Genomic DNA, 20,894 nt, shown 5'->3' on the forward strand with positions numbered 1-20,894 from the left:
GTTGAAACCCGGTGCGGGCGCCTGCGGTTGCTGCCCGGGCGGAGACGCCCAGGCCGCGTGCGAGGCCTGGGGTGCGGTGTTGGGCGCCTCGTCGGGCCGCCAGCCGGTGTGCCCGCCGGAGCCGATCACCGGGATCGGGCCGGTTCCGGCTTCCGCCATCCCTGGCTGCCAGCCCGGCGCGGCCGGGGCGGCGGGAGCGCCGAACCCACCTTCCGGAACCGATTCGCGGACGGTGTCATGGGCACCACCGACTGTCTCCGCCACGCCACGTTCCGCTTCTTCGATCACAGCACCGACATCACCGGGTTCCGCACCGTCCACTGCGGATTCCGGTCCCAGCGTATGGCCTGTGGCCGCGCCGACTTCCGCCAGAGCACCGGAGGCCTGTTCGGCTGCGCCGGGGACTCCAGGGTCGAGCGCGGTGGACAGCGTCTCGTGGACGCGGGCGACGTTGGCGGCCGCGCCGCTGAGCGCGGTGTCGAGACCGGCCAGGGCCTGCGGGTTCCCGGTCGCGGCGGCTTGTTCGGCGGCGTCGGTCTGCTTGGCCAGCGAGACGAGTTCGCGCACCAGCTCCACCTTGGCGGTGCTGATCTGCTCGGCGGCGTGGTCGAGTCGATCGGCGTTGGCCCGGCACTGCTTCGCGGTGGCGGGCAGCGGTCCGTCGTCGGCGATGAAGCCGTTCCACTCCCGACCCGCGGCTTGGGCGGCTTCGCCGTCGAAGGAGTTCAGGGCGCCTTGCGCGACGGTGTCGGCGTTGCGGGTGAGCGCGTCGAGGGACGTCGCCGCGTCGCGCCAGGCGGTGGCGGAGTCGCGCATGAGGTCTTCGTCGGCGGCCGGCCAGCGGGCTCCGGCTCGGGCGGCGACGTCGCGGAGTTCCGGCGGGAGTTCGATGCCCACGCCGTTCACCCCTCTCCGGTGAGCCGGCGGAGTTCGTCGGCGTTGTCGGCATCGGTTCGGCGCGTGGTCCGGGCGGTGTCGGCGAACTCCTGGCCGAGGGCGCGCAGTTCGCGCGGTAACTCGCCCGCGGACGCCAGGGCGGCGTCGGCGCGGGGTGCGTGGGTTGCGGCGAAGCGCTCGCCGAACTCGTCGTCGCCCCAGCAGGCGCCCGCGGACTCCACGGCCTGCCGCACGGTGTCGGCGATGCGTTGCGCCTGACCGGCCAGGTCGTCGAACTCACCTGCCCGTTGCGCCAGCCGCTCGGTGTCGGTGCGGAAACCGCCCATGGTCACGTCCGTCCCGTCGGGCCCTGCTGCAACCAGCTGGCGTCCGAGAAGTCCTCGTCGTCGGCATCATCGTCGATCCGCCGTGATTCGTTGCGCGGCACCGGTTCCGGGGGTGGCCCCAGCAGCAGTTCCGGGTCGGTGCCTGCGGGCAGCGCGTCGGCGAGCACGGACGCGGCGCGTTCGGCGGCGGCGCGAGCGGCGTCGGTGCTGAGTCGGACGATCGTGGCCGCGAGCTCGGCGGGACGCATCCGCTGGGCCGCGTCGTCGGCGATGTCGAGTTCGCGCAGCGCCCCCTGCGGGCCGACGACGACCCGCACGCGCCCGTCGTCGGTGCTCGCGGTCGCGGTGACGGCGGCGAGGTCGCGCCGGGTGTCGGCCAGCCGCTCCCGGCTTCGCCGGTAGTCGGCCATCAGCTCTTCCACTTGAGATCTGTGGTCGGTCGGCACTGCCGCTGCCCTCCCCTGCCGCGTGCGTCGGCGCCCCTCGTGGTGGGACGCGCGGACGCTTCGATGGTTCCACGCGCGAGGGCGCTTTTCACCACCTCCGTCGCTGATCGCCGCTGAAATCGCCGGTCGCGGGGGCTGCTTGTGAGGACCCTCTCAACGCCGTCCGCAGCTGGGAGCTGCGAAGATGGCGCCATGGCCACCATCGCGTACGAGGACCTGACGCCGGGGCGGACGTTCGATCTGGGCAAGACCGAGATCGACCGCGAGGAGATGCTGGAGTTCAACGCCCGCTTCGACCCGCAGCCGTTCCACCTCGACGAGGAGGCGGGGCGCAACTCGGTGCTGGGCGGCTTGTGCGCTTCGGGCTGGTTCACCGCGTCGCTGTGGATGCGCGCCTACGTCGATCACGTGCTGGCCGATTCCACCTCGCAGGGTTCGCCCGGTGGCAACGAGCTGACCTGGCTGGCCCCGGTGTTCCCGGGTGACGTGCTCCGGTTCGGCATGGAGGTCACCGGCCAGCGCCGTTCCCGCAGCAAGCCGAACCTGGGTCTGGTGGAGATCACCGGCACCGCCGATCGCGGCGGTGACCGGGTGCTGCGCTTCAGCTTCGTCGGGATGTTCGGGACCCGCGAGCAGGACTGACCTCAGGACGGGTCGTGGCGCGCGTTCTCGACGCGCAGCCCGGCCGTCACGGCTGCGTGGACCGCGCGGGCCAGGGCCGCTCCGACGCGGGAGCGGGGGCCGCCGTAGGGCTCGGGCTCGCCGTCGGCCGGGCAGAGGATCGCCGTGGCGTCGGTGACCGTTCCGGTGCCCGCGACTCCGGATTCCAGCAGCGCTTGGGTTTTGGCCTCCGCGACGGTCGCCACCGCGTTCACCAGCGCCGCTTCGCTCAGGCGCACGGGTGACCAGCAGACCGCGTTGATCGTGCCCGGTGCCCACGCCCGCTCGTCGGCGGGTGCCGCGGCCCAGACGGGCGCGTTGGCGCCGGTGGTCACGCCGGCCCGGACGCCGCCGTCGGTGGCGGTGACCTCGTGCCGCACGTCGACCGCGGTGAGCAGGCCGATTCCAGCGCCGGTCAGGCCGAGTCCGGCCGCCATCTCACCGGCGTGCGCCGACGGGTCGGGGTGGTCGTAGTCGGTCACCACGGTCGCGTTGAACACCCAGTCGCGCAGACCGATGCCGCCGCCGCGGGGTGCGGAGGAGATCGCCAGCCACTTGCGGGTGCAGCGCCAGACCAGCACCGGCCGGTCCTGCACGACGTGCAGGACCGGGTCCGGCGCGGTCACGAGCTCAGTGCCTTGACCACCCGCGAGGGGCTCGGACGACCCAGCTGCTCGGCCATCCAAACGCTGGTGTCGACGAGCTTGCCGAGGTCGACCCCGTGCTGGATGCCGAGGCCGTCGAGCATCCAGATCAGGTCCTCGGTGGCGAGGTTGCCGGTCGCGGACTTGGCGTAGGGGCAGCCGCCCAGGCCACCTGCCGACGAGTCCACAGTGGACACTCCATGGCGCAGCGCCGTGGCGGTGTTGGCCAGCGCCTGGCCGTAGGTGTCGTGGAAGTGCACCGCGATCTCGTCCACCCCGACTCCGGCCGCGACGAACGCGCGGAGCAGGGCCTCCACGTGGCCGGGGGTGGCCACGCCGATAGTGTCGCCGAGCGAGAGCTGGTGGCAGCCCATCTCCAGCAGCCGCTTGCCCGTCGCCACGACCTGCTCGACCGGGACCGGGCCTTCCCACGGATCGCCGAAGCACATCGACAGGTAGCCGCGCACGGCGATCCCCTCGCCGACCGCGCGCCCCACCACCGGCTCGAACATGGCGAACTGCTCGTCGAGGCCGCTGTTGAGGTTGCGCTGCGCGAACGTCTCGGACGCGGCGGCGAAGATGGCGATGTCGCGGACCTTCGCGTCGAGCGCGCGGTCCAGACCGCGCTGGTTGGGCACCAGCACCGGGTACCGCACGCCGGAGGCCTGGTCCAGCCCGTCGATCAGCTCGGCGGCGTCGGCCAGCTGCGGAACCCACTTCGGGTGCACGAAGCTCGTCGCCTCCAGGACGGCCAGGCCGGCATCGGCCATCCGCCGCAGGAACTCCAGCTTCACCTCGAGCGGGACTGTCTCCTTCTCGTTCTGCAGGCCGTCGCGCGCGCCGACCTCCCAGATCGTCACCTCGGCGGGCAGCCCCGCCGGCTCCGGTGAGGCGACCCGCATCGGCAAGCCCAGCTCACGTGGTCCCATTCAGCCCTCCTGCGCCCGATGTTCAGCACCATCGCCAACCTCGCGGTAGAGCAGCGTCTGCACCTGCTCGACCTGCGGGATGTCATCGAATTCCAGCGGCTCGTCCGACGCGGACTCGACCACCAGCGTGCCGCAGCCGAAGACGCGGTCCACCAGACCGCGCCGGAAGCGCACCGAGTTGATCCGCCACATCGGGATGTCGATCCCGGACCTGGTGAACACGCCCTCGCGGACCATCAGCCGGTGCGTGGTGATCACGAAGTGCGTGGTCCGCCAGCGGGCCAGCGGCGCGAGGGTGAACCAGACGATCAGCACCAGGCCCACCACGCCGATCGCGATCCACACCGGCAGCCGCCACGGGGTGGTCGCCACCAGCGCCGCCAGGTAGGAGGCGCCACCGACCACGACGAACAGCACGAGCACCGGGCCGAGCAGCATCTTCCAGTGCGGATGCTTGTGCACGACGACGGCCTCGTCGTCGTGGAGCAAGCCGTCTGGGTAGGCCACGGTTCCCCTTCCTCAGCCCTGACGCCGGTCTGCGAATCACGTTACCGGCCGCGCCCGGGCGTGGAGAACGCTCTCAGCTCCGGCGGACGTGCACCACGTCACCCGCCGAGACGGCCGTGGTCCGACCGGCCTCGGTGCGCACCACGAGCCTGCCGGTGTCGTCGACGTCGACGGCCTCGCCGTGCAGGTCGCCGTCCCCCAGGTCGACCCGCACGCGCTGACCGAGGGTCCGGCACCGCTCGCGGTAGCGGGCGAGCAGCCCGGTGGAGATCACGTCGCCGCCGGCGTCGCGCCACAGCCCCTCGACCTCGGCGAGCGCGCCGAGCAGGTCCGCGGCGAAGTCCTCGCGGTCCACGTCGGCGCCCTCGGCGGCCAGCGAGGTGGCGGGCAGGCCGCCCGCACCGGTGGGCAGCTCGTCGCGCTGCTGCCGGACGTTGACCCCCATGCCCAGGACGAGCGCCATCCCGTCCGGTCCGGCGACCGCCTCGGAGAGGATCCCGGCGCCCTTGCGCCAGTCCTCGCCCGAGCCGAGCAGCAGGTCGTTGGGCCACTTCAGGCCGGCGGGCACACCGGTGGTCCGCTCGACGGTCTCGGCGAGGGCGACACCGGCGATCAGCGGCATCCACCCCACCGCCGACGGCGGAACCCCGGGACGCAGCAGCACGCTCACGAACAGCCCTGCGCCGCGCGGCGAGATCCACTGCCGCTGCAACCGCCCGCGCCCGGCGTTCTGCTCCTCGGCGATCAGCACCGTCCGGTCGGCGGCGCCGCGGGCCGCGGCGGCGGCCAGGTCGGTGTTGGTGGAGCCGGTCACGGCCACCACGTCCAGCGCGGAATACGGTCCTTCGTCGACCAGTCGTCGGCGCAGCCGGTCTCCGTCGAGCAGAACTTCAGCACTCACCCGCTCAGCCTATGCGGATCCGCTTCCCACCACGTCCGGCGGCGTGGGCCCACGCACTAGCATCGGGTGCGTGCGCTTCGTTCTCGCTTCCGCCTCGCCCTCCCGCCTGTCCGTGCTCCGCTCCGCCGGGATCGAACCGCTCGTGCAGGTCTCGGGCGTCGACGAGGACGCGGTGGCCGCGTCGCTGACGGATCCGGCTCCGGCCGAGCTGGTCACCGCTCTGGCGCAGGCGAAGGCCGAGGCGGTCGCCGGTGAGTGCGCGGAGCCCGACGCGGTGATCGTCGGGTGCGACTCGATGCTGCTGCTGGCCGACGGCGAGATCGTCGGCAAGCCGGGCACGCCGGAGGTCGCCGCCAAGCGCTGGGCCCAGAACTCCGGCAGCAGCGCCGAGCTCCTGACCGGGCACGCGATCATCCGGGTGCGCGACGGGAAGATCACCGACCGCACCTCCGGCCACCTGGGCACGGCGGTGCACTTCGGGACCCCCACCGAGGACGAGATCAACGCCTACATCGCCACGGGCGAACCCCTCAACGTCGCGGGCGGTTTCACCCTGGAGGGCTTCGGCGGCTGGTTCATCGAGGGCGTCGACGGAGACCCCTCCAGCGTCCTCGGCATCAGCCTCCCCCTCACCCGCAAGCTCCTCGCCGACCTCGGCCTCACCATCACCCACCTCTGGACCACACCCGCCTGATCACCTGCCGCGACCGGCATCTCGAGATCCTCACATCCCGGTGATCCCCGGTCCGGGCCTCTGATCCCCGGTCGTCTCCTTCCCGGGGATGACCCGAACACGGCAGTGATCAGACACCCGATGACGGCGGTATTCGGGGTCCTGGCCACGGCGGTGATCGGGGACGCGGTGCCGCCATCGGGGTGAACGTGGGCACATTTCGCCCACCTTCGGGACTTAATCGCTCGATCGGGTGGTTAATTGAGGTCGCTATGTCTGTCCTGCGACCGTGGCTGTTGACCTCGCGCCTGCACGTCGATCTTCGACGGCAGGCCAGCTGCGTCTGTCGTTGATCTCCTCCGGCCTGAGCTGAAGCCCTCGCTCGGCCGCTCCCCCGCGCGGCGCTCCGCCGCGCTCCGGCGCTGACCCGCGCCCTCTCCGCACCAACCCTCCACGACTTCGGGAGATCCCTGTGTCCGACACCGCCGGGCGGTCCCGCCTGCGCTTCAACCCCAAGTTGTTCGCCGTCGCAGTGCTCGCCTCGCTGGTGCTCGGCGCCCTGCTCGGCTGGGTCGCCAAGCAGACCGACGCGCAATGGCTGATCACCACCCTGGACACCATCGGCAGCACGTTCACCAAGCTGCTCAGCTTCACCGTGCTGCCGCTGATCTTCACCGCGATCGTGGTCGGCATCAACAGCCTCCGCTCGCTCGGCGGCGGCCGGACCGCGGCCCGCCTGGGCGGCAAGACCGCGCTGTGGTTCGCCATCACCTCGTTGATCGCCGTGGTGATCGGCCTGGTGATCGGCAGGCTGTTCCAGCCCGGCCGCGGCCTGGTCATCGAGCCCGACCCGGCGAAGCTGCAGGCGATCGGCGAGAAGACGCAGGGCTCCTGGCTGGACCTGCTCAACGGCCTGGTGCCGGACAACCTGATCAGCGCCTTCGCCGAGGGCGAGACCCTGCAGGTCGTGTTCGTGTCGCTGATCATCGGCGCGGCCACCTACAGCCTCGGCGACAAGGCCGCTCCGTTCGTGAACTTCAACAAGGCGGCCTTCGAGGTCATCCAGCGCGTGCTGGGCTGGATCATCCGGCTGGCCCCGCTGGGCACCCTCGGCCTGATCGGCAACGCCGTGGCCACCTACGGCAACGAGTTCTTCCTGCCGCTGGTCAAGCTCGTCGGCTCCACCTACGTGGCCTGCCTGCTGGTGCTGTTCGCCGTGTACCCGCTGCTGCTGGGGCTGGTGGCCAAGGTCAGCCCGGCCCGCTTCTTCGCCAAGTCGTGGACGGTCCTGCAGTTCGCCTTCGCCTCCCGCTCCTCCGGCGCGAGCCTGCCGATGACCCGCCAGGCCGCGGAGAACCTGGGCGTTCCGCCCGCCTACGCGAGCTTCGCGGTCCCGCTGGCCAGCACCACCAAGATGGACGGCTGCGCGGCGATCTACCCGGCGATCGGTTCGCTGTTCATCGCCAACCTCTTCGGCATCCAGCTGGGCTGGGTGCAGTACCTGACGATCATCGCGGTCGCGGTGTTCGGCTCGATCGCCACCGCGGGCGTGACCGGCTGGTTCACGATGCTGACGCTGACCGTCGGCGCGCTGGGCTTCCCGCCCGAGGTCGTGGCCACCGGCATCGCCATCGCCTACGCGGTCGACCCGATCATGGACATGATGCGCACCGCCACCAACGTCGCCGGCCAGATCGCCGTCCCGGTGATCGTGGCCCGCAGCGAGAACGTTCTCGACGACGAGGTGCTGGACGCCCCCAGCACGGCCCCGCTGATCGGCGACCGCGAACCGGCCACGGCGTGAGCGGACCGGTCCGGTGCGCGGTCGCGCGCACCGGACCGGGAAAACCCGCCTCGGCACTTCGTTCGGGTGATGGCCCATCCGTAGGATGGGCCGCGTGGACAGCGGCCGGCGGGGAAAAGACCTGCGCATCGGTGACCCCGAGCGCGAGCGGGCCATCCGGCTGCTCGGCGAGCACTTCTCCGCCGGGCGCCTGGAGCTCGCCGAGTACGACGAGCGCAGCAAGCTGGCGGCGGCAGCGCGGTTCGGCTCCGAGCTCGACGGGCTCTTCGACGATCTGCCCGGGCCCCGGCCTCTCGGCGAGCTGGCGCCCGCCACGACACGCCCCGCGCCCTCGGTGGGCAACGTCGCACTGGCCGTCGGCGCGGTGGCGCTGCTGCTCGCGCTCGTGGTGGTCGCGAGGCCGATCGGGCTGATGCTGCTGTTTCCGACCGTGGCGATCATCTGGTTCGTGTGGCGACGCAGGTGACGACCTACCGTCACCTCCGAGCACGTTTCGTTACGGTGATGCCCATGCACAGCTCGCGGTCGACCGGGGTGCGACGTCTCAGCGCGTTGCTCGGCCTCGGCGCGCTCACCCTCACCGGTTGCGGCATCTGGCAGTCGGCCCCCACGGCAGGCACCGCACCACCCCCATCGCCACCACCGGCTCCGGTCACCAGCGCACCGCCGTCGCTGCCGCCGAGGCCGTTCGACCTCGGTCTGGACGGCGTCGACCCGTGCGAGCTGCTCACCGCCGACCAGCGCAACCAGCTCGGCTTCGACCGCGAACCGCAGCCGGACTCCGACGCCGGTTTCGGCAACGCCGCCACCTGCAGCTACCGCAACACCACCGCCAAGGTCGGCGCCCGCCTGGCGCTGATCACCACCGAGGGCATGCGGGTGTGGACCGATGACACCGCGCAGGTCGAGGCCACGCCGATCCTCGTGCAGGGCTTCCCCGCGCTGGTGATCAAGACCCCTGGGCTCGACCTGTCCTGCAACGTGGCGGTCGACGTGGCCGAGGGGCAGCACCTCGACGTCCTCTACCGCGACGACGGCGGGCAGCCACCGCCGCCGGTGGACCAGCTGTGCTCCGGTGCTCAGCGGGTCGCCGAGGAGGCGGTGCGCACACTCGCCCACCCGCCCGCCTCGGGAACCTCCAGCTCAGAGGCCCCGACGGAGCTGCCGTCCGAGTCGACGCCCTGATCCGGCACCACTGCCCGCGTATGGAGGACTCCACAGCGTTACAGATCGCGGATACAGTGTCCGGCGGACGTTTCACCTGTGGGAGGGGGCGACGTGCCGTTAACCGAGCCGTACGGCGCGGGTTCCGGTGGTTCGATGCAGGTCGAGCCCACCGCGATCCCGCGTCTGGTCAACTCGCTGCAGGAGTCCCTGGACGCCGTCGGGCTGCAGATCGAGCACGCCATCACCGAGCTCCGCATCCGTCCGTGGGCCGGGGACCCGGTCAGCGCGGACGCGGCCGAGCTGTTCAACGAGCGATCGGTGGGCGGTGGCGAGGACGCGTTGACCGCGCTGTGCGGTTACCGCGACCAGCTGCAGGCCGCCGCCGAGTCGTTGCAGCAGGCAGGCCGCGAGTACGAGCAGATCGACCACGACAGCGCGGCCGGTCTGGGCGGGGGTTGCTGATCCGCGATGGGTGACCACCGATGGCAGGGCTACCAGCACGCCGAGCTGTACGCGCAGATCAACGAGGGCCCGGGTGCGCACGGCTCGACCGACAGCGTGCGCCGCTGGAGCGAGCTGACCCGCGCGCTGGGCGAGATCGACGGCGGTCTGGCCGCCGCGGTCGCCGCCGCGCAGAGCGGCTGGCAGGGCTCGGCGGCCGACAACGCCAACGCCGGTCTTCGCCCGCTGGGCGAGTGGGCGGTGCTGGCGCAGCAGGCGAGCACGGTCATGCGCGAGCGCGCCGAGCAGCAGGCGGAGTTCATCAGCAAGGCCCGCAGGGACATGCCACCGCCGGTGCAGGCGACCAGCGAAGACCCGGGAACCGCGGCGACCGCGCTCACGCACCTGTTCGGCGGGCAGACCGACTACGAGGTCCAGGAGGCCCGGCAGCACGCCGCTGAGCAGCGCGCGTTCGACGTGATGCGCACCTACGAGGCGTCGACGCGGGCCAACACGACCTCGCTCGCCTCGTTCGCCCCACCGCCGCAGGTCGTCGTGGACGCCCCGGCCTCGGGCGGGTCCAGGGCGCCGGGAGGACCACCGCAGGTGACCATCAGCTGGGGTCCGACGGTCACCGCGCCGAGCGCCGGTGCGCCGACCGGGCGGAGCGGTGCGGGCACCACCGCGCCCGGCGCCAAGCAGGACGGTCGCCGTTCGGGCCGCCCCGTCGGTTCCGCCGCAGGGCGGGCGTCGGGCAAGCGCGCCAAGGGCGGGCGTGACGAGGCCGTCGAGCGCGAGGTCATCGAGAAGTTGGGTGACGGCGGGTTCTTCGGCGAGCAGCAGACGGGTTCGCGCCCGGTGATCGGCGGCGAGCCCGGTCGATGAACACCACCGCACGTGCCGAGAGGTCGATCGGCCTCTCGGCGCTGGAGTTCGACGTCCTCGCCGAGCACCTGGAGCTCGACGGCGTGCCGCTGGTCCTCAAGGTCCCGTCGCCGGGACGCACCCACGCCGAGCGCGCGACGCTGGTTGCCTCCGCGTGGCGCGCGATGTCGAACCGCGGCCTGATCAGCGGCGGTGAGCTCGACGCCGATCTGGAGTGGATGTTGCGGCTCGTCGCCGAACCCGGCCGCGAGGTCGACGGGCGGAGCTGGTTGCAGCGCAGCGTTCGGGTGCTGGCCGCCGCCGAGAAGCACGGCGAGCGCGCCGTGCTCGTGGTCAAGGACGGCGATCACCTGAGCTTCTCGGCCGTTTCGGCCGCGGGACTGCCGCGCGCGGCGATCTCACCGCTGCCGGAACTGCCCGCAGGCCCGGGCCGATCGGTGTCGGTGCCCAGCGATGTCCTCGACGCCGCCGCCCACGAGGTGGGCGACAAGACCGAGCAGCTCGCCTCCGCGCTGCAGCGGCGCGGTGTTCGCCCCGACGACGCCGACGTCCTGGGCGAGATGGTCGCCGGAGCGGTGGCGCAGGGGCAGTTCGGCGCGGCCGCGCGAGTCCGCTACGGCAGGCGCGAGAGGGCCGAACGCGTCGTCGGGTTCTTCGACTCCGCCCTCGGCCGCTACGCGCAGCTGCGCACCACCTCGCCCTCCGGGGAGGCCTGGAGCACGATCGCCCCGGCGGACAACCGCCGCCTGGCGGGCCACGTGGAAGAACTCCTCAACGAGGTCACCGCCTCACCCCGCCCGTAGCGCTCACCACTGCCACCGCCCCAGCACGGCGAGGACCTCGCCCCCGCAGCACCACTCGAATCTCGCGCGAAGTTCGAATCCCGGTTCCGGAGGTGCACCTCGGCGGGTGTTCGGCTGGAAGTGCGGCGAGCTCGTCGGTCGGCGCGATGCTCATGACGATGGCCCCGTCCTCGGACGGGGCCATCGTCATGAGCGCGTTCGTCAGACCACCGGTTCCAGGAGGCTGATCCTGGCTTCCGGGGCCGCCGAGCGCTTGGCGTCGGCGGCTTGGTCGCTGGGTTCGGTCTGCGAGTCGCGTTCGGCTTCGACCCGCTGGGTGTAGACCGCGACCTCGCGGGCGATGGTCTCCTCGTCCCAGCCGAGCTCGACCGCCATCAGCCGCGCCACGGCGTCGGCGCAGTCCACGCCCCGGTGCGGGTACTCGATGGAGATGCGGGTGCGCCGGGTGAGCACGTCCTCGAGGTGCATCGCGCCTTCGTGGCTGCACGCGTAGACGATCTCCGCCTGCAGGTAGTTCGGCGCGGCCGGAACCGGCTTGAGCAGGTCGGGTCGCTCGTCGCCCGCCGCGAGCACCTCGTGGATCTCCGAGCCGTAGCGGTCCAGCAGGTGCCGGATCCGGTACGGGTGCAGGCCGTGCGCACTGGCCAGCTGATCGGCTTGGTTGACCAGCGCGTGGTAGCCGTCGGCGCCGATCAGCGGGACCTGGTCGGTGATCGACGAGGCCATCCGGCCGGGGACGTCGGGCGAGACGGCGTCGACCGCGTCGGCGGCCATGACCCGGTAGGTCGTGTACTTGCCGCCGGCGATGGCCACCAGCCCCGGGGCCACCCGCGCGACCGCGTGTTCGCGGGAGAGCTTGGAGCTCTCCTCGCTCTCGCCCGCCAGCAGCGGCCGCAGACCGGCGTAGACGCCCTCGATGTCGTCGTGGGTCAACGGGGTGGCCAGCACCGAGTTGACGTGCTCGAGCAGGTAGTCGATGTCGGCCTTGGTCGCCGACGGGTGCGCGAGGTCGAGGTGCCAGTCGGTGTCGGTGGTGCCGATGATCCAGTGGTTGCCCCACGGGATGACGAACAGCACGGACTTCTCGGTGCGCAGGATCATGCCGGTCTCGGCGACGATCCGGTCGCGCGGGACGACGATGTGCACGCCCTTGCTGGAGCGGACGCGGAACCGCCCGCGACCACCGGAGAGCTTCTGCAGCTCGTCGGTCCACACACCCGTCGCGTTGATCACCGCGTGGGCGCGGACCTCGACCTCTTCGGCGGTCTCCACATCGCGCACCTTGACGCCCGCGATCCGGTCGGCCTCCCGCAGGAAACCGGTGACCTGCGAGGAGGTCATGACCACGGCGCCGTAGCGCGCGGCCGTGCGGGCGACGGTCATGGTGTGCCGGGCGTCGTCGGCCTGCGCGTCGTAGTAGCGGATGCCGCCGATCATCGCGTTGCGCTTGAGCGCGGGGACCATCCGCAGCGCACCGGCGCGGCTGAGGTGCTTCTGCCCCGGCACCGAGCGGGCGCCGCCCATCGTGTCGTACATGAGCAGACCGGCCGCCGTGTAGGGGCGCTCCCAGAAGCGGCGGGTCAGCGGGTACAGGAACGGGACGGGTTTGACCAGGTGCGGAGCGAGCCTGGTCAGCATCAGCTCGCGTTCCCGCAGCGCCTCGCGCACCAGGGAGAACTCCAGCTGCTCCAGGTAGCGGAGTCCACCGTGGAACAGCTTGCTGGAACGGCTGGAGGTCCCGGCCGCCAGGTCGCGGGCCTCCACCAGCGCGACCCGGAGCCCCCGGGTGGCGGCGTCCAGCGCCGCGCCGGCGCCGGTGACACCGCCGCCGATCACCACGACGTCGAACTCGTCGTGTTCGAGCCGCTTCCAGTTCTCGGCCCGCTCGGTGGGTCCCAACGAGCCCTTCAGCCGGTTTCCGGTCTCGGTCTTGTCCTTGGACTTGGACACCGCGTCCTCCTCGCTTTGTTCGCGTCCCACCGTTAAACCCACCGCCGACGCGGAACCGGACCTGCGCGCAGGTGGCGCACCACGGTGGTCATCATGCCCGACCAGCACTGTCCGTGCCTGGCGCAGCGCGTCCCGCTGCGGTCGCCTGCTCGACGAGCGCTCCGCGCTCGCGCAGCACTTCGATCTGGTGGCCGGGTGTTCTCGAATCCACGATGACGATGTCGAAGTCCTCGACGGGCGCGACCGCGTGCAGCGCGCGCCGGTGGAACTTCGTGTGGTCAACGTAGAGCACTGTGCGCTGAGCCGCGGCCAGCATCGCCTTCTTGATCTGCACCATCTCCTGCTGCGGGTAGCAGCCGATGCCGTCGGTCACCGCCGACACCGACATGATCGCCAAGTCGACGCGGAGGTTGCGCAGCGAATCCAGCGCCATGCCACCGACGAACGCGTCCGCCCACGGCAGGTAGTCGCCGCCGACGCAGATCAAGCTGATCCCGGGAGCGGCGGCGAGCTCGTCGAAAACGCCCCGGTGGTTGGTGACGACCGTCAGCGGGGCGCGTTCGGGCAGCAGCCGGGCGAGGTGCACGCCGGTGGTGGAGTCGTCGAGCAGCAGCGCCTGCCCGGGCTCGATGAGCTCGGCGGCGGCGCGGGCCAACTCCTCCTTCTCGGACTGGTTCTGCTGCAGCCGGTACTCCGAAGCCGCTTCGTAGAGCAGCGACGACGCGGCCGAGACGTTGCCCCTGTTGCGGTGCACCAAGCCCTGCGATTCCAGGTCGGCGAGATCCCGGTAGACGGTCATGGCGCTGGCACCGATGGTCGCGACCAGGTCGTCGATGCGCAGGGTGCCCTCCGCCATCACCAGTTCGGTGATCTTGCGGCGCCGGTCCTGCTGCTTGCCGGACGGCCGTCGGCCGGACATGGCGGCTCCTCGCTCCGAGTGGCGCTGACTGCGGCCGGATCATCTCCGCCACCGCACCCTCACCGTACAACTCGATAAAAACACCATCTCAACCAGTACGCAACGCTTCTTTTCACACAGAGGTTGTGATTAAAGTGTCGTCCGGTAGCCGGGGTCGATCACTCGATCCAGGCATGCCGGACGCCGGTGTCCCCACGCCGGGAGCCCGGCATCGGGGATCTTCGTCATTCCGCGCTACCACCGGGCGAGCTGCGGGATTAGGCGGTACAGACGAACGTGCTGCGCACGACTGGCGGCACACATGGACACGTGTTGCCATGCGGCAGTACCGTCCCGACTCGCTCCATGTCGGACAGACACCGAACACCCGCCTGTGCCAACGGCGGCATCACGAGGGGAACGGGAGAATGACCAGTCTTGGCGAGGTATTCCTCTGGGAGCTGCTCGGGACGGCGATACTGACGCTCATGGGCTGCGGCGTCGTGGCGAACGTGACGCTGAGCAGGAGTCTCGGAGTCGGCGGCGGATGGCTGCTGGTGAACTTCGGCTGGGGCTTCGCGGTTTTCGCCGGCGCCAGCATCGCCGAACCTGCCGGGGCCCACATCAACCCCGCGGTCACCATCGGACTCGCGATCTACGGGGACACCCCGTGGTCGCAGGTCCCGGTCTACATCATCGCGCAGATCATCGGCGCCGTGCTGGGCGCGGTCCTGTGCTGGGCCGCCTACAAGTTGCAGTTCGACACGACGGAGGACCCCGCCAACACCCGGGGGATCTTCTGCACCGGACCGACGGTCCCGAACGCTCCGTGGAACCTGATCACCGAGATCATCGGCACCTTCGTGCTGGTGTTCTGGATCATCACCAACCCGCCGGCCAGCGCCGGTGACGCCCCGGGAGTTCCGGACTTCGGCAACGCCGCGCTCGGCTACGCCGCGGTCGCCTTCATCGTGATCGGCATCGGCAACTCGCTCGGCGGACCGACCGGGTACGCCATCAACCCGGCGCGCGACCTGGGCCCGCGCATCGCGTACGCGATCCTGCCCATCCGCGGCAAGGGTTCGGCCGAGTGGGGCTACTCGTGGGTCCCGATCGCCGGACCGATCATCGGTGGCGCGCTGGCGGCGCTGCTGGCCCTCGCGCTGCCCATCAGCAGCTGACCGGACAAGGAAGGTTTGAACAATGGCCTCGTACATCGCCGCCATTGACCAGGGGACCACGTCCACGCGGTGCATGATCTTCGACCACGCCGGCAGCGTGGTCGCGGTCAACCAGAAGGAGCACCGCCAGCTGTTCCCCAAGGCCGGCTGGGTCGAGCACGACCCGCTCGAGATCTGGAACAACGTCCGCCAGGTGTGCGCGGGCGCGCTGGCCAAGGCCGACCTGGTCTCCTCCGACATCGCCGCCTGCGGCATCACCAACCAGCGCGAGACCACGGTGGTCTGGGAGAAGGCCACCGGCAAGCCGGTCTACAACGCCATCGTCTGGCAGGACACGCGCACCGACGAGATCGTCAGCGAACTGGGCGCGAAGGAGGGGCAGAACCGCTTCCAGGCGAAGACGGGCCTGCCGCTGGCGACCTACTTCTCCGGACCGAAGGTGAAGTGGCTGCTGGACAACGTCGAGGGCATCCGGGAGCGCGCCGAGAAGGGCGAGCTGCTGTTCGGCAACATGGACACCTGGGTGCTGTGGAACTGCACCGGTGGCCCGGACGGTGGATTGCACGTCACCGACCCGACCAACGCCTCGCGCACGCTGCTGATGGACCTGGCGACCCTGCAGTGGGATCCGGACATCTGCGCCGAGATCGGCGTGCCGATGTCGATGCTGCCGGAGATCCGCTCCTCCTCGGAGGTCTACGGGCAGTTCCGCGAGCGCGGTGTGTTCGCCGGGATTCCGATCGCCGGCATCCTCGGCGATCAGCAGGCCGCCACCTTCGGGCAGGCGTGCCTGTCGCCCGGTGAGGCCAAGAACACCTACGGCACCGGCAACTTCGTCCTGCTCAACACCGGGACCGAGCGCGTCATCAGTCAGAACGGCCTGCTGACCACGGTCGGCTACAAGATCGGCGACAACGACACGATCTACTGCCTGGAGGGCTCGATCGCGGTCACCGGTTCGCTGGTGCAGTGGCTGCGGGACAACCTCGGCATGATCGGCAGCGCTCCGGAGATCGAGCAGGTCGCCTCCAGCGTGGACGACAACGGCGGCGCGTACTTCGTGCCCGCCTTCTCCGGTCTGTTCGCACCGCACTGGCGCTCGGACGCGCGCGGCGCGATCGTCGGGCTCACCCGGTACGTCAACCGCGGTCACCTCGCCCGAGCGGTGCTGGAGGCCACGGCCTTCCAGACCCGCGAGGTCATCGAGGCGATGAACGCCGACTCCGGTGTCCCGCTGAAGTCGCTGAAGGTCGACGGCGGCATGGTCGTCAACGAGCTGCTGATGCAGTTCCAAGCCGACATCCTGGGCGTTCCGGTGATCCGGCCGAAGGTCAACGAGACCACCGCGCTCGGCGCCGCCTACGCGGCAGGGCTCGCGGTCGGATTCTGGGAGAGCGAAGCCGACATCCGCAGCAACTGGGCCAAGGACAAGCAGTGGGACCCCGCCATGACGCAGGAGCTCCGCGAGAAGCAGTACGCCAACTGGCAGAAGGCGGTCACGAAGACCTTCGACTGGGTCGAGTGACGACCTGCTGCTTCTCCTGAGCCGTCCGGCGGCGTGATCCGCGCTTCGCGTAGCACTCGCGAGAGCGGGTCACGCCGCCGTTTCGCGTGCGAGCTCGGTCAGGTGGCGCAACGAGTTGGCGAGGCGGTCCGCTCGGCTCCGGACGTCCGGAGCCAGGCGGACCGCCGTTCGCACGTCAGGTTTCGAGCAGCGACTCGATCCGGTCGACGGCCCGGTTCAGGCCGCCGGACGCCTCGATCTCCTGCCGCATCTTCGCCGTGCTGCGCCGGATCTCCGGGTTCGAGGTGACCTCGGACAGGGCATCTCGGAGCTGCCGAGGAGTGACCGTGCCGGAGTCGACCTGGACGCCGAGGGACAGCTGCTCGATGCGGTCGGCGTTGGCGAACTGCTCGACCGCCTGCGGTGCCGCGATCAGCGGGACGCCGTGGTGCAGTGCTTCCATCACACCGCCCATTCCCGCGTGGGTGAGGAACGCATCCGCGTGCGAGAGCACCTCGAGCTGCGGGATCCACTGGTGGATCTCGAAGTTCTCCGGCGCTTCGCCCAGCTCCGCCGGATCGATGCCGCGACCGACCGACAGCACCACGTGCCGGTCCATCCCGCCGAACGCTCCCAGGCACCTGCGAAGTCGCGCCGGTCGTTGTAGGCCGAGCCCAGCGAGATGACCAGGACCGGGCGGTCGTCCGGTGGGCTCCAGCTTCCCTGGAACGCGCGTTCCGAGAGCATCGGGCCGACGAACTCGAACGAGTTCTCGGACTCGTCGCCGAAGTACTGGAACCCGCGCGGAATCGTCACGATGGCCCGCTGCGGCACCGCGATGTCCTGGAAGGCCAGGCCGACGCCTTGCGAGGCGAAATACCGGTCGTAGCGGGCCCGCACCTCGCGCTTGGCGGCCGTGTCCTCCGCCAGGCCCAGCACCTGCTCGATACCCGGGGAGAAGACGTACGTCGGTGACAGCTGGATGCGCGGGATCTGCCACTTCTCGGCCAGCACCAGCCCGGCGAACGCGGCGACGTCGTAGACGATCACGTCCGGCCGGTCGTGAGCCAGCGCCCGCTCCAGCTGCGGCAGCACGAGGTCGGTCTCGTCGAGGAACAGGCGCTGCGCGCTCACCTCGTCGTCCGGCCACTCCGGCCGCTGAGCGCCGGCGGTGCCGGGCAGTTGGGAGTCGTAGCGGACCGGTTCAGCACGCTGTCGATGACCTGCGGGGTGAACTCGTCGGTGGTCGCGTAGCTGACGCGGTGGCCGCGCCCGGCCAGCTCGGCGACCAGGCCGAGACCGGGGTTGATGTGACCGTGGGCGGGGATGGACACGAACAGGACGTGCGCCCGCCGCCTGGTGCGGTGGAGGTTCTGAGACATGAGCGGGAACTCCTGATCAAGCCGCCCGGATGCCGGGCGGGAACGAGAGATGACCGCGCTGCGGATCTCCGCGCGCGGTGGGGCCGCTTCAGGCGGTCTTGATCAGAGGTGGAGCTGCCACTGCACGAGCCGAGATTAGCCCGCGGCCACGAGAGGTGTCGCGCGATTTTTGCGCGGGGTCAGTCGCGGTGGGGGCGTTGCTCGGGCGGGAGCTGACAGGCCGGGGTGGCGCCGGGCAGGCGGTGGCGGTGGTCGGCGACCCAGCGGTAGAGGCGTTCGGCGAGGGTGCGCAGCAGCGGGGCTGACATGAGCCGACCCAGCAGCGGCCAGGGGGCGCGGCCGGACTTGAGGAGTTCGGCCACCGCTGCGGCGCCGCCGAAGACCCGGCCGGAGCGGTCGATCCAGAGGACCTCGTGAGCGGCTCGGGCTTCGGTGACGTTCAGCGCCGCGAGGTCGGCTTCCTGCCAGGGCTGGACCCGCATGCGCACCGGCAGGCGCACCGCGACGCGGACGCTGCGGGTGCAGAACCCGCAGTCGCCGTCGTAGATCAGCACCGGACGTTCGGCCACGACGCCATCCTCCCCCACGGGAGGCGCCCCGTCAGTCCAGGTCGTCGTGGCGCATCAGCAGGCGGCCGGCCTCGGTGAGCGAACCCGACAGCGACGGGTAGACCGAGAAGGTGTTGGCCAGGTTGTCCACCGTCACCTGGTTCTGCACCGCGAGCGCGATCGGCAGGATCAGCTCGCTGGCGTTCGGCGAGACCACGACGCCACCCACGACCACACCGGTCTGCGGGCGGCAGAAGACCTTGAGGAAGCCGCGCCGCAGGCCTTCCATCTTGGCACGCGGGTTGGTGGCCAGCGGCATCATCACGGTCCGCGCGGGGACCTCGCCGCTGTCGATGGCCTGCTGGCTGATGCCGACCGTGGCGATCTCGGGGTGGGTGAAGACGTTGGCCGCCACCGTCTTGAGCTTGATCGGGGTGACGCCCTCGCCCAGCGCGTGCCACATCGCGATGCGGCCCTGCATGCCGGCGACGGAGGCCAGCAGCAGCAGACCGGTGCAGTCACCGGCGGCGTAGATGCCCGGGGCGCCGGTGCGCGACACGCGGTCGACCTCGACGTAGCCGCCCCGGCCGGTCTCGATGCCGACCTTCTCCAGACCGATGTCGCTGGTGTTGGGCACCGAGCCCACCGTCATCAGCGCGTGGCTGGCCTCGACCTTCCGGCCGTCGGCGAGGTGGATGACCACGCCCTTCTCGGTGCGCTCCACCGACTCGGCGCGGGCGTGCTTGACGACCTCGGTGCCGCGCTCGGCGAACACCTCTTCGAGCACGGCCGCGGCGTCGGCGTCCTCGTGCGGCAGCACGCGGTCGCGGCTGGAGATCATGGTGACCTTGACGCCCATCTCGGTGTAGGCGGAGGCGAACTCCACACCGGTGACACCGGAGCCGATGACGGCCAGGTGCTCGGGCAGTTCCGGCAGGTCGAAGAGCTGGCGCCAGGTCAGGATCCGCTCACCGTCGGGCTCGGCGCCCTTGAGGATGCGGGGCGTGGCGCCGGTGGCGATCAGCACGACGTCGGCGGTGAGCTCTTCGTAGCTGCCGTCGGCGCGGTCCACGCCGATCTGGTGCACGGCCATGCCGGGCATCGGGTCGGTGAAGCGGGCCCGGCCCGCGATGATCTTGACGCCTTCGCGGCGGACCCGGGAGCGGATGTCGGCCGACTGCGCGAGGGCCAGGCCCTTGACCCGGCCGTGCACGACGGCGACCTCGACGTCGGCTTCGTGGGAGGAGGGCCGGATGCCGAGCTCTTCGGCGTCGCGGAAGGAGGATCGAGCGCCGGCGGAGGCGATGAAGGTCTTCGAGGGAACGCAGTCGTAGAGCACGCAGGCCCCGCCGAGGCCTTCCGGCTCGACGAGCGTGACGTCCGCTCCGTTGGAAGCGGCGACCAATGCCGCCTCGTAGCCCGCCGGTCCGCCGCCCATGATCACGATGCGGGTCACTTCGCGCTCCTCCTGAGTCCACCTGGCCGAAGGGCACCCCGTTGCCGGTGGTCACCGATTACACCGATGGGCGCCGGATTCACGGTACGCCGCGACGAGTCCGGGCAAACCGGGTGGTACCGACCGGGATGGGTGATCGTGGCGAAGACCACTCCCGGCCGCCGACACCGCCTGTGATCGTCACCTGTGCGCAGGTTCTCCGGCTCGCGGCCGGGAACCGGAAGACGGAGAAACCCACATTCGTGCTGCCCTCCGGTCCGCTTTTCGGCCAACGGATCGCTACCCTGTGGGGCGTGCCTCTGTACGCCGCGTACGGATCCAACATGGATCCTGCCCAGATGTTGAAGCGCGCCCCGCATTCCCCGCTGGCGGGAAGCGGCTGGCTGATGGACTGGCGGCTGACCTTCGGCGGCGAGGACTACGGCTGGGAAGGCGCCCTCGCGACCATCGTCGAGCAGCCCGGTTCGCAGGTCTTCACGGTGCTCTACGACGTGAGCCCGGAAGACGAGAAGAACCTGGACAACTGGGAGGGCGCCGAGCTCGGGATGCACAAGAAGCTGCGGCTGATGGTGCAGACCCTCGACGGCCCGGTGCTCGCGTGGTTGTACGTGCTCGACGCCTACGAGGGCGGACTGCCCTCGGCGCGCTACCTCGGCGTGATGGCCGACGCGGCGGAAGCCGCCGGGGCCCCTGAGGACTACGTCGAGAAGCTCCGGAAACGCCCCTGCCACAACGTGGGCCCGGGTTCACCCCGCGAGCTCTAGTTGTGATGTCCGGGGAGGTTGTCCCGGTCGTGGTGTGTGAGTTGGTTTGTTCTGCAGACAGGTGAAGGCCTCTGGTTGTGAAGTGGAGCTGTCTAGGAACCGCTTCATCAACCGGAGGCCTTCGTGTC

25 protein-coding genes are annotated in these 20,894 nt (G+C 70.8%); 12 read left to right on the forward strand and 13 right to left on the reverse strand.

Annotated features, from left to right (window positions below):
* The 3 genes from E1202_RS29350 to E1202_RS29360 all read right to left on the reverse strand — a co-directional run.
* On the reverse strand, nt 1-897 hold an 897-nt coding region (locus E1202_RS29350; RefSeq protein ID WP_456238813.1), incomplete at its 3' end, for a WXG100-like domain-containing protein.
* 5 nt (nt 898-902) lie between these two features.
* Nucleotides 903-1,223: a hypothetical protein gene (locus E1202_RS29355; RefSeq protein ID WP_132686569.1), complete on the reverse strand. Its 321-nt coding sequence runs from the start codon at nt 1,221-1,223 to the stop codon at nt 903-905.
* A 2-nt stretch (nt 1,224-1,225) separates the two neighbouring features.
* A complete protein-coding gene (locus E1202_RS29360) occupies nt 1,226-1,645 on the reverse strand; it encodes a YbaB/EbfC family nucleoid-associated protein (RefSeq protein WP_235879099.1) in 420 nt (139 codons plus the stop codon).
* Between the two features lie 216 nt (nt 1,646-1,861).
* On the opposite strand from E1202_RS29360, the gene E1202_RS29365 reads away from it, so the two are divergent.
* Nucleotides 1,862-2,311, forward strand: a complete 450-nt coding sequence (locus E1202_RS29365) for a MaoC family dehydratase (protein ID WP_132686570.1) — start codon at nt 1,862-1,864, stop codon at nt 2,309-2,311.
* Nucleotides 2,312-2,313: 2 nt separating this feature from the next.
* On the opposite strand, the gene E1202_RS29370 is transcribed toward E1202_RS29365, so the two are convergent.
* The 4 genes from E1202_RS29370 to E1202_RS29385 form a co-directional block, all read right to left on the reverse strand.
* Nucleotides 2,314-2,955, reverse strand: a complete 642-nt coding sequence (locus E1202_RS29370; protein ID WP_132686571.1) for an adenosylcobinamide amidohydrolase — start codon at nt 2,953-2,955, stop codon at nt 2,314-2,316.
* Nucleotides 2,952-3,902 (reverse strand): hydroxymethylglutaryl-CoA lyase, encoded by a 951-nt coding sequence (locus tag E1202_RS29375; protein WP_132686572.1) that lies wholly within the window; start codon nt 3,900-3,902, stop codon nt 2,952-2,954. The genes E1202_RS29370 and E1202_RS29375 overlap by 4 nt, the downstream gene beginning before the upstream one ends.
* Entirely contained in the window at nt 3,903-4,409 is a 507-nt protein-coding gene (locus E1202_RS29380; RefSeq protein ID WP_132686573.1) for a PH domain-containing protein, read from the reverse strand.
* Between the two features lie 73 nt (nt 4,410-4,482).
* Nucleotides 4,483-5,310, reverse strand: a complete 828-nt coding sequence (locus E1202_RS29385) for a biotin--[acetyl-CoA-carboxylase] ligase (protein ID WP_132686574.1) — start codon at nt 5,308-5,310, stop codon at nt 4,483-4,485.
* 70 nt (nt 5,311-5,380) lie between these two features.
* On the opposite strand from E1202_RS29385, the gene E1202_RS29390 reads away from it, so the two are divergent.
* The 8 genes from E1202_RS29390 to E1202_RS29420 all read left to right on the forward strand — a co-directional run bounded on the left by E1202_RS29390 (nt 5,381) and on the right by E1202_RS29420 (nt 11,083).
* The gene (locus E1202_RS29390) at nt 5,381-6,004 is read left to right on the forward strand and encodes a Maf family protein (protein ID WP_132686575.1); all 624 of its coding nucleotides are present in this window, start codon (nt 5,381-5,383) and stop codon (nt 6,002-6,004) included.
* Nucleotides 6,005-6,255: 251 nt separating this feature from the next.
* Entirely contained in the window at nt 6,256-6,336 is an 81-nt protein-coding gene (locus E1202_RS33075) for a putative leader peptide (protein ID WP_363872896.1), read from the forward strand.
* Nucleotides 6,337-6,455: 119 nt separating this feature from the next.
* Complete coding sequence (locus tag E1202_RS29395) at nt 6,456-7,787, forward strand: dicarboxylate/amino acid:cation symporter (RefSeq protein WP_207918983.1); 1,332 nt, start codon at nt 6,456-6,458, stop codon at nt 7,785-7,787.
* 94 nt (nt 7,788-7,881) lie between these two features.
* A complete protein-coding gene (locus E1202_RS29400) occupies nt 7,882-8,253 on the forward strand; it encodes a DUF1707 SHOCT-like domain-containing protein (RefSeq protein WP_207918984.1) in 372 nt (123 codons plus the stop codon).
* Nucleotides 8,254-8,297: 44 nt separating this feature from the next.
* The gene (locus E1202_RS29405; protein ID WP_132686578.1) at nt 8,298-8,972 is read left to right on the forward strand and encodes a DUF3558 domain-containing protein; all 675 of its coding nucleotides are present in this window, start codon (nt 8,298-8,300) and stop codon (nt 8,970-8,972) included.
* 93 nt (nt 8,973-9,065) lie between these two features.
* Nucleotides 9,066-9,416 carry a hypothetical protein gene (locus E1202_RS29410; RefSeq protein ID WP_132686579.1) on the forward strand — a complete coding sequence of 117 codons (351 nt, stop codon included), beginning with the start codon at nt 9,066-9,068 and terminating at the stop codon, nt 9,414-9,416.
* Nucleotides 9,417-9,422: 6 nt separating this feature from the next.
* Entirely contained in the window at nt 9,423-10,280 is an 858-nt protein-coding gene (locus tag E1202_RS29415; RefSeq protein ID WP_132686580.1) for a PPE domain-containing protein, read from the forward strand.
* A complete protein-coding gene (locus E1202_RS29420) occupies nt 10,277-11,083 on the forward strand; it encodes an ESX secretion-associated protein EspG (protein ID WP_132686581.1) in 807 nt (268 codons plus the stop codon). The genes E1202_RS29415 and E1202_RS29420 overlap by 4 nt, the downstream gene beginning before the upstream one ends.
* A gap of 201 nt (nt 11,084-11,284) precedes the next feature.
* On the opposite strand, the gene glpD is transcribed toward E1202_RS29420, so the two are convergent.
* Together glpD and E1202_RS29430 are read right to left on the reverse strand one after the other, a co-directional pair.
* Nucleotides 11,285-13,033 (reverse strand): glycerol-3-phosphate dehydrogenase, encoded by a 1,749-nt coding sequence (gene glpD / locus E1202_RS29425; protein WP_132686582.1) that lies wholly within the window; start codon nt 13,031-13,033, stop codon nt 11,285-11,287.
* A 91-nt stretch (nt 13,034-13,124) separates the two neighbouring features.
* The gene (locus E1202_RS29430; RefSeq protein WP_132622590.1) at nt 13,125-13,952 is read right to left on the reverse strand and encodes a DeoR/GlpR family DNA-binding transcription regulator; all 828 of its coding nucleotides are present in this window, start codon (nt 13,950-13,952) and stop codon (nt 13,125-13,127) included.
* 407 nt (nt 13,953-14,359) lie between these two features.
* Between E1202_RS29430 and E1202_RS29435 the strand changes: the two genes are divergently transcribed.
* Nucleotides 14,360-15,112 carry an MIP/aquaporin family protein gene (locus E1202_RS29435; RefSeq protein WP_132686583.1) on the forward strand — a complete coding sequence of 251 codons (753 nt, stop codon included), beginning with the start codon at nt 14,360-14,362 and terminating at the stop codon, nt 15,110-15,112.
* Between the two features lie 22 nt (nt 15,113-15,134).
* Nucleotides 15,135-16,637, forward strand: coding sequence for a glycerol kinase GlpK (gene glpK, locus E1202_RS29440; RefSeq protein WP_132686584.1), 1,503 nt, complete (start codon nt 15,135-15,137; stop codon nt 16,635-16,637).
* Between the two features lie 175 nt (nt 16,638-16,812).
* Here glpK and E1202_RS33110 read toward each other — a convergent pair whose 3' ends face one another.
* The 4 genes from E1202_RS33110 to E1202_RS29455 form a co-directional block, all read right to left on the reverse strand.
* Nucleotides 16,813-17,235: a nucleotide disphospho-sugar-binding domain-containing protein gene (locus E1202_RS33110; protein WP_207918985.1), complete on the reverse strand. Its 423-nt coding sequence runs from the start codon at nt 17,233-17,235 to the stop codon at nt 16,813-16,815.
* 511 nt (nt 17,236-17,746) lie between these two features.
* Nucleotides 17,747-17,998 (reverse strand): hypothetical protein, encoded by a 252-nt coding sequence (locus E1202_RS33115; protein WP_207918986.1) that lies wholly within the window; start codon nt 17,996-17,998, stop codon nt 17,747-17,749.
* A gap of 179 nt (nt 17,999-18,177) precedes the next feature.
* Entirely contained in the window at nt 18,178-18,567 is a 390-nt protein-coding gene (locus tag E1202_RS29450; RefSeq protein ID WP_132686585.1) for a thiol-disulfide oxidoreductase DCC family protein, read from the reverse strand.
* Between the two features lie 31 nt (nt 18,568-18,598).
* A complete protein-coding gene (locus tag E1202_RS29455) occupies nt 18,599-20,002 on the reverse strand; it encodes an NAD(P)H-quinone dehydrogenase (protein ID WP_132686586.1) in 1,404 nt (467 codons plus the stop codon).
* Between the two features lie 293 nt (nt 20,003-20,295).
* Between E1202_RS29455 and E1202_RS29460 the strand changes: the two genes are divergently transcribed.
* The gene (locus tag E1202_RS29460) at nt 20,296-20,766 is read left to right on the forward strand and encodes a gamma-glutamylcyclotransferase (RefSeq protein WP_093413862.1); all 471 of its coding nucleotides are present in this window, start codon (nt 20,296-20,298) and stop codon (nt 20,764-20,766) included.
* The last annotated feature ends 128 nt before the right edge of the window (nt 20,767-20,894 follow it).

It is taken from the genome of Saccharopolyspora karakumensis (assembly GCF_004349225.1).
Lineage (GTDB): Bacteria > Actinomycetota > Actinomycetes > Mycobacteriales > Pseudonocardiaceae > Saccharopolyspora > Saccharopolyspora endophytica.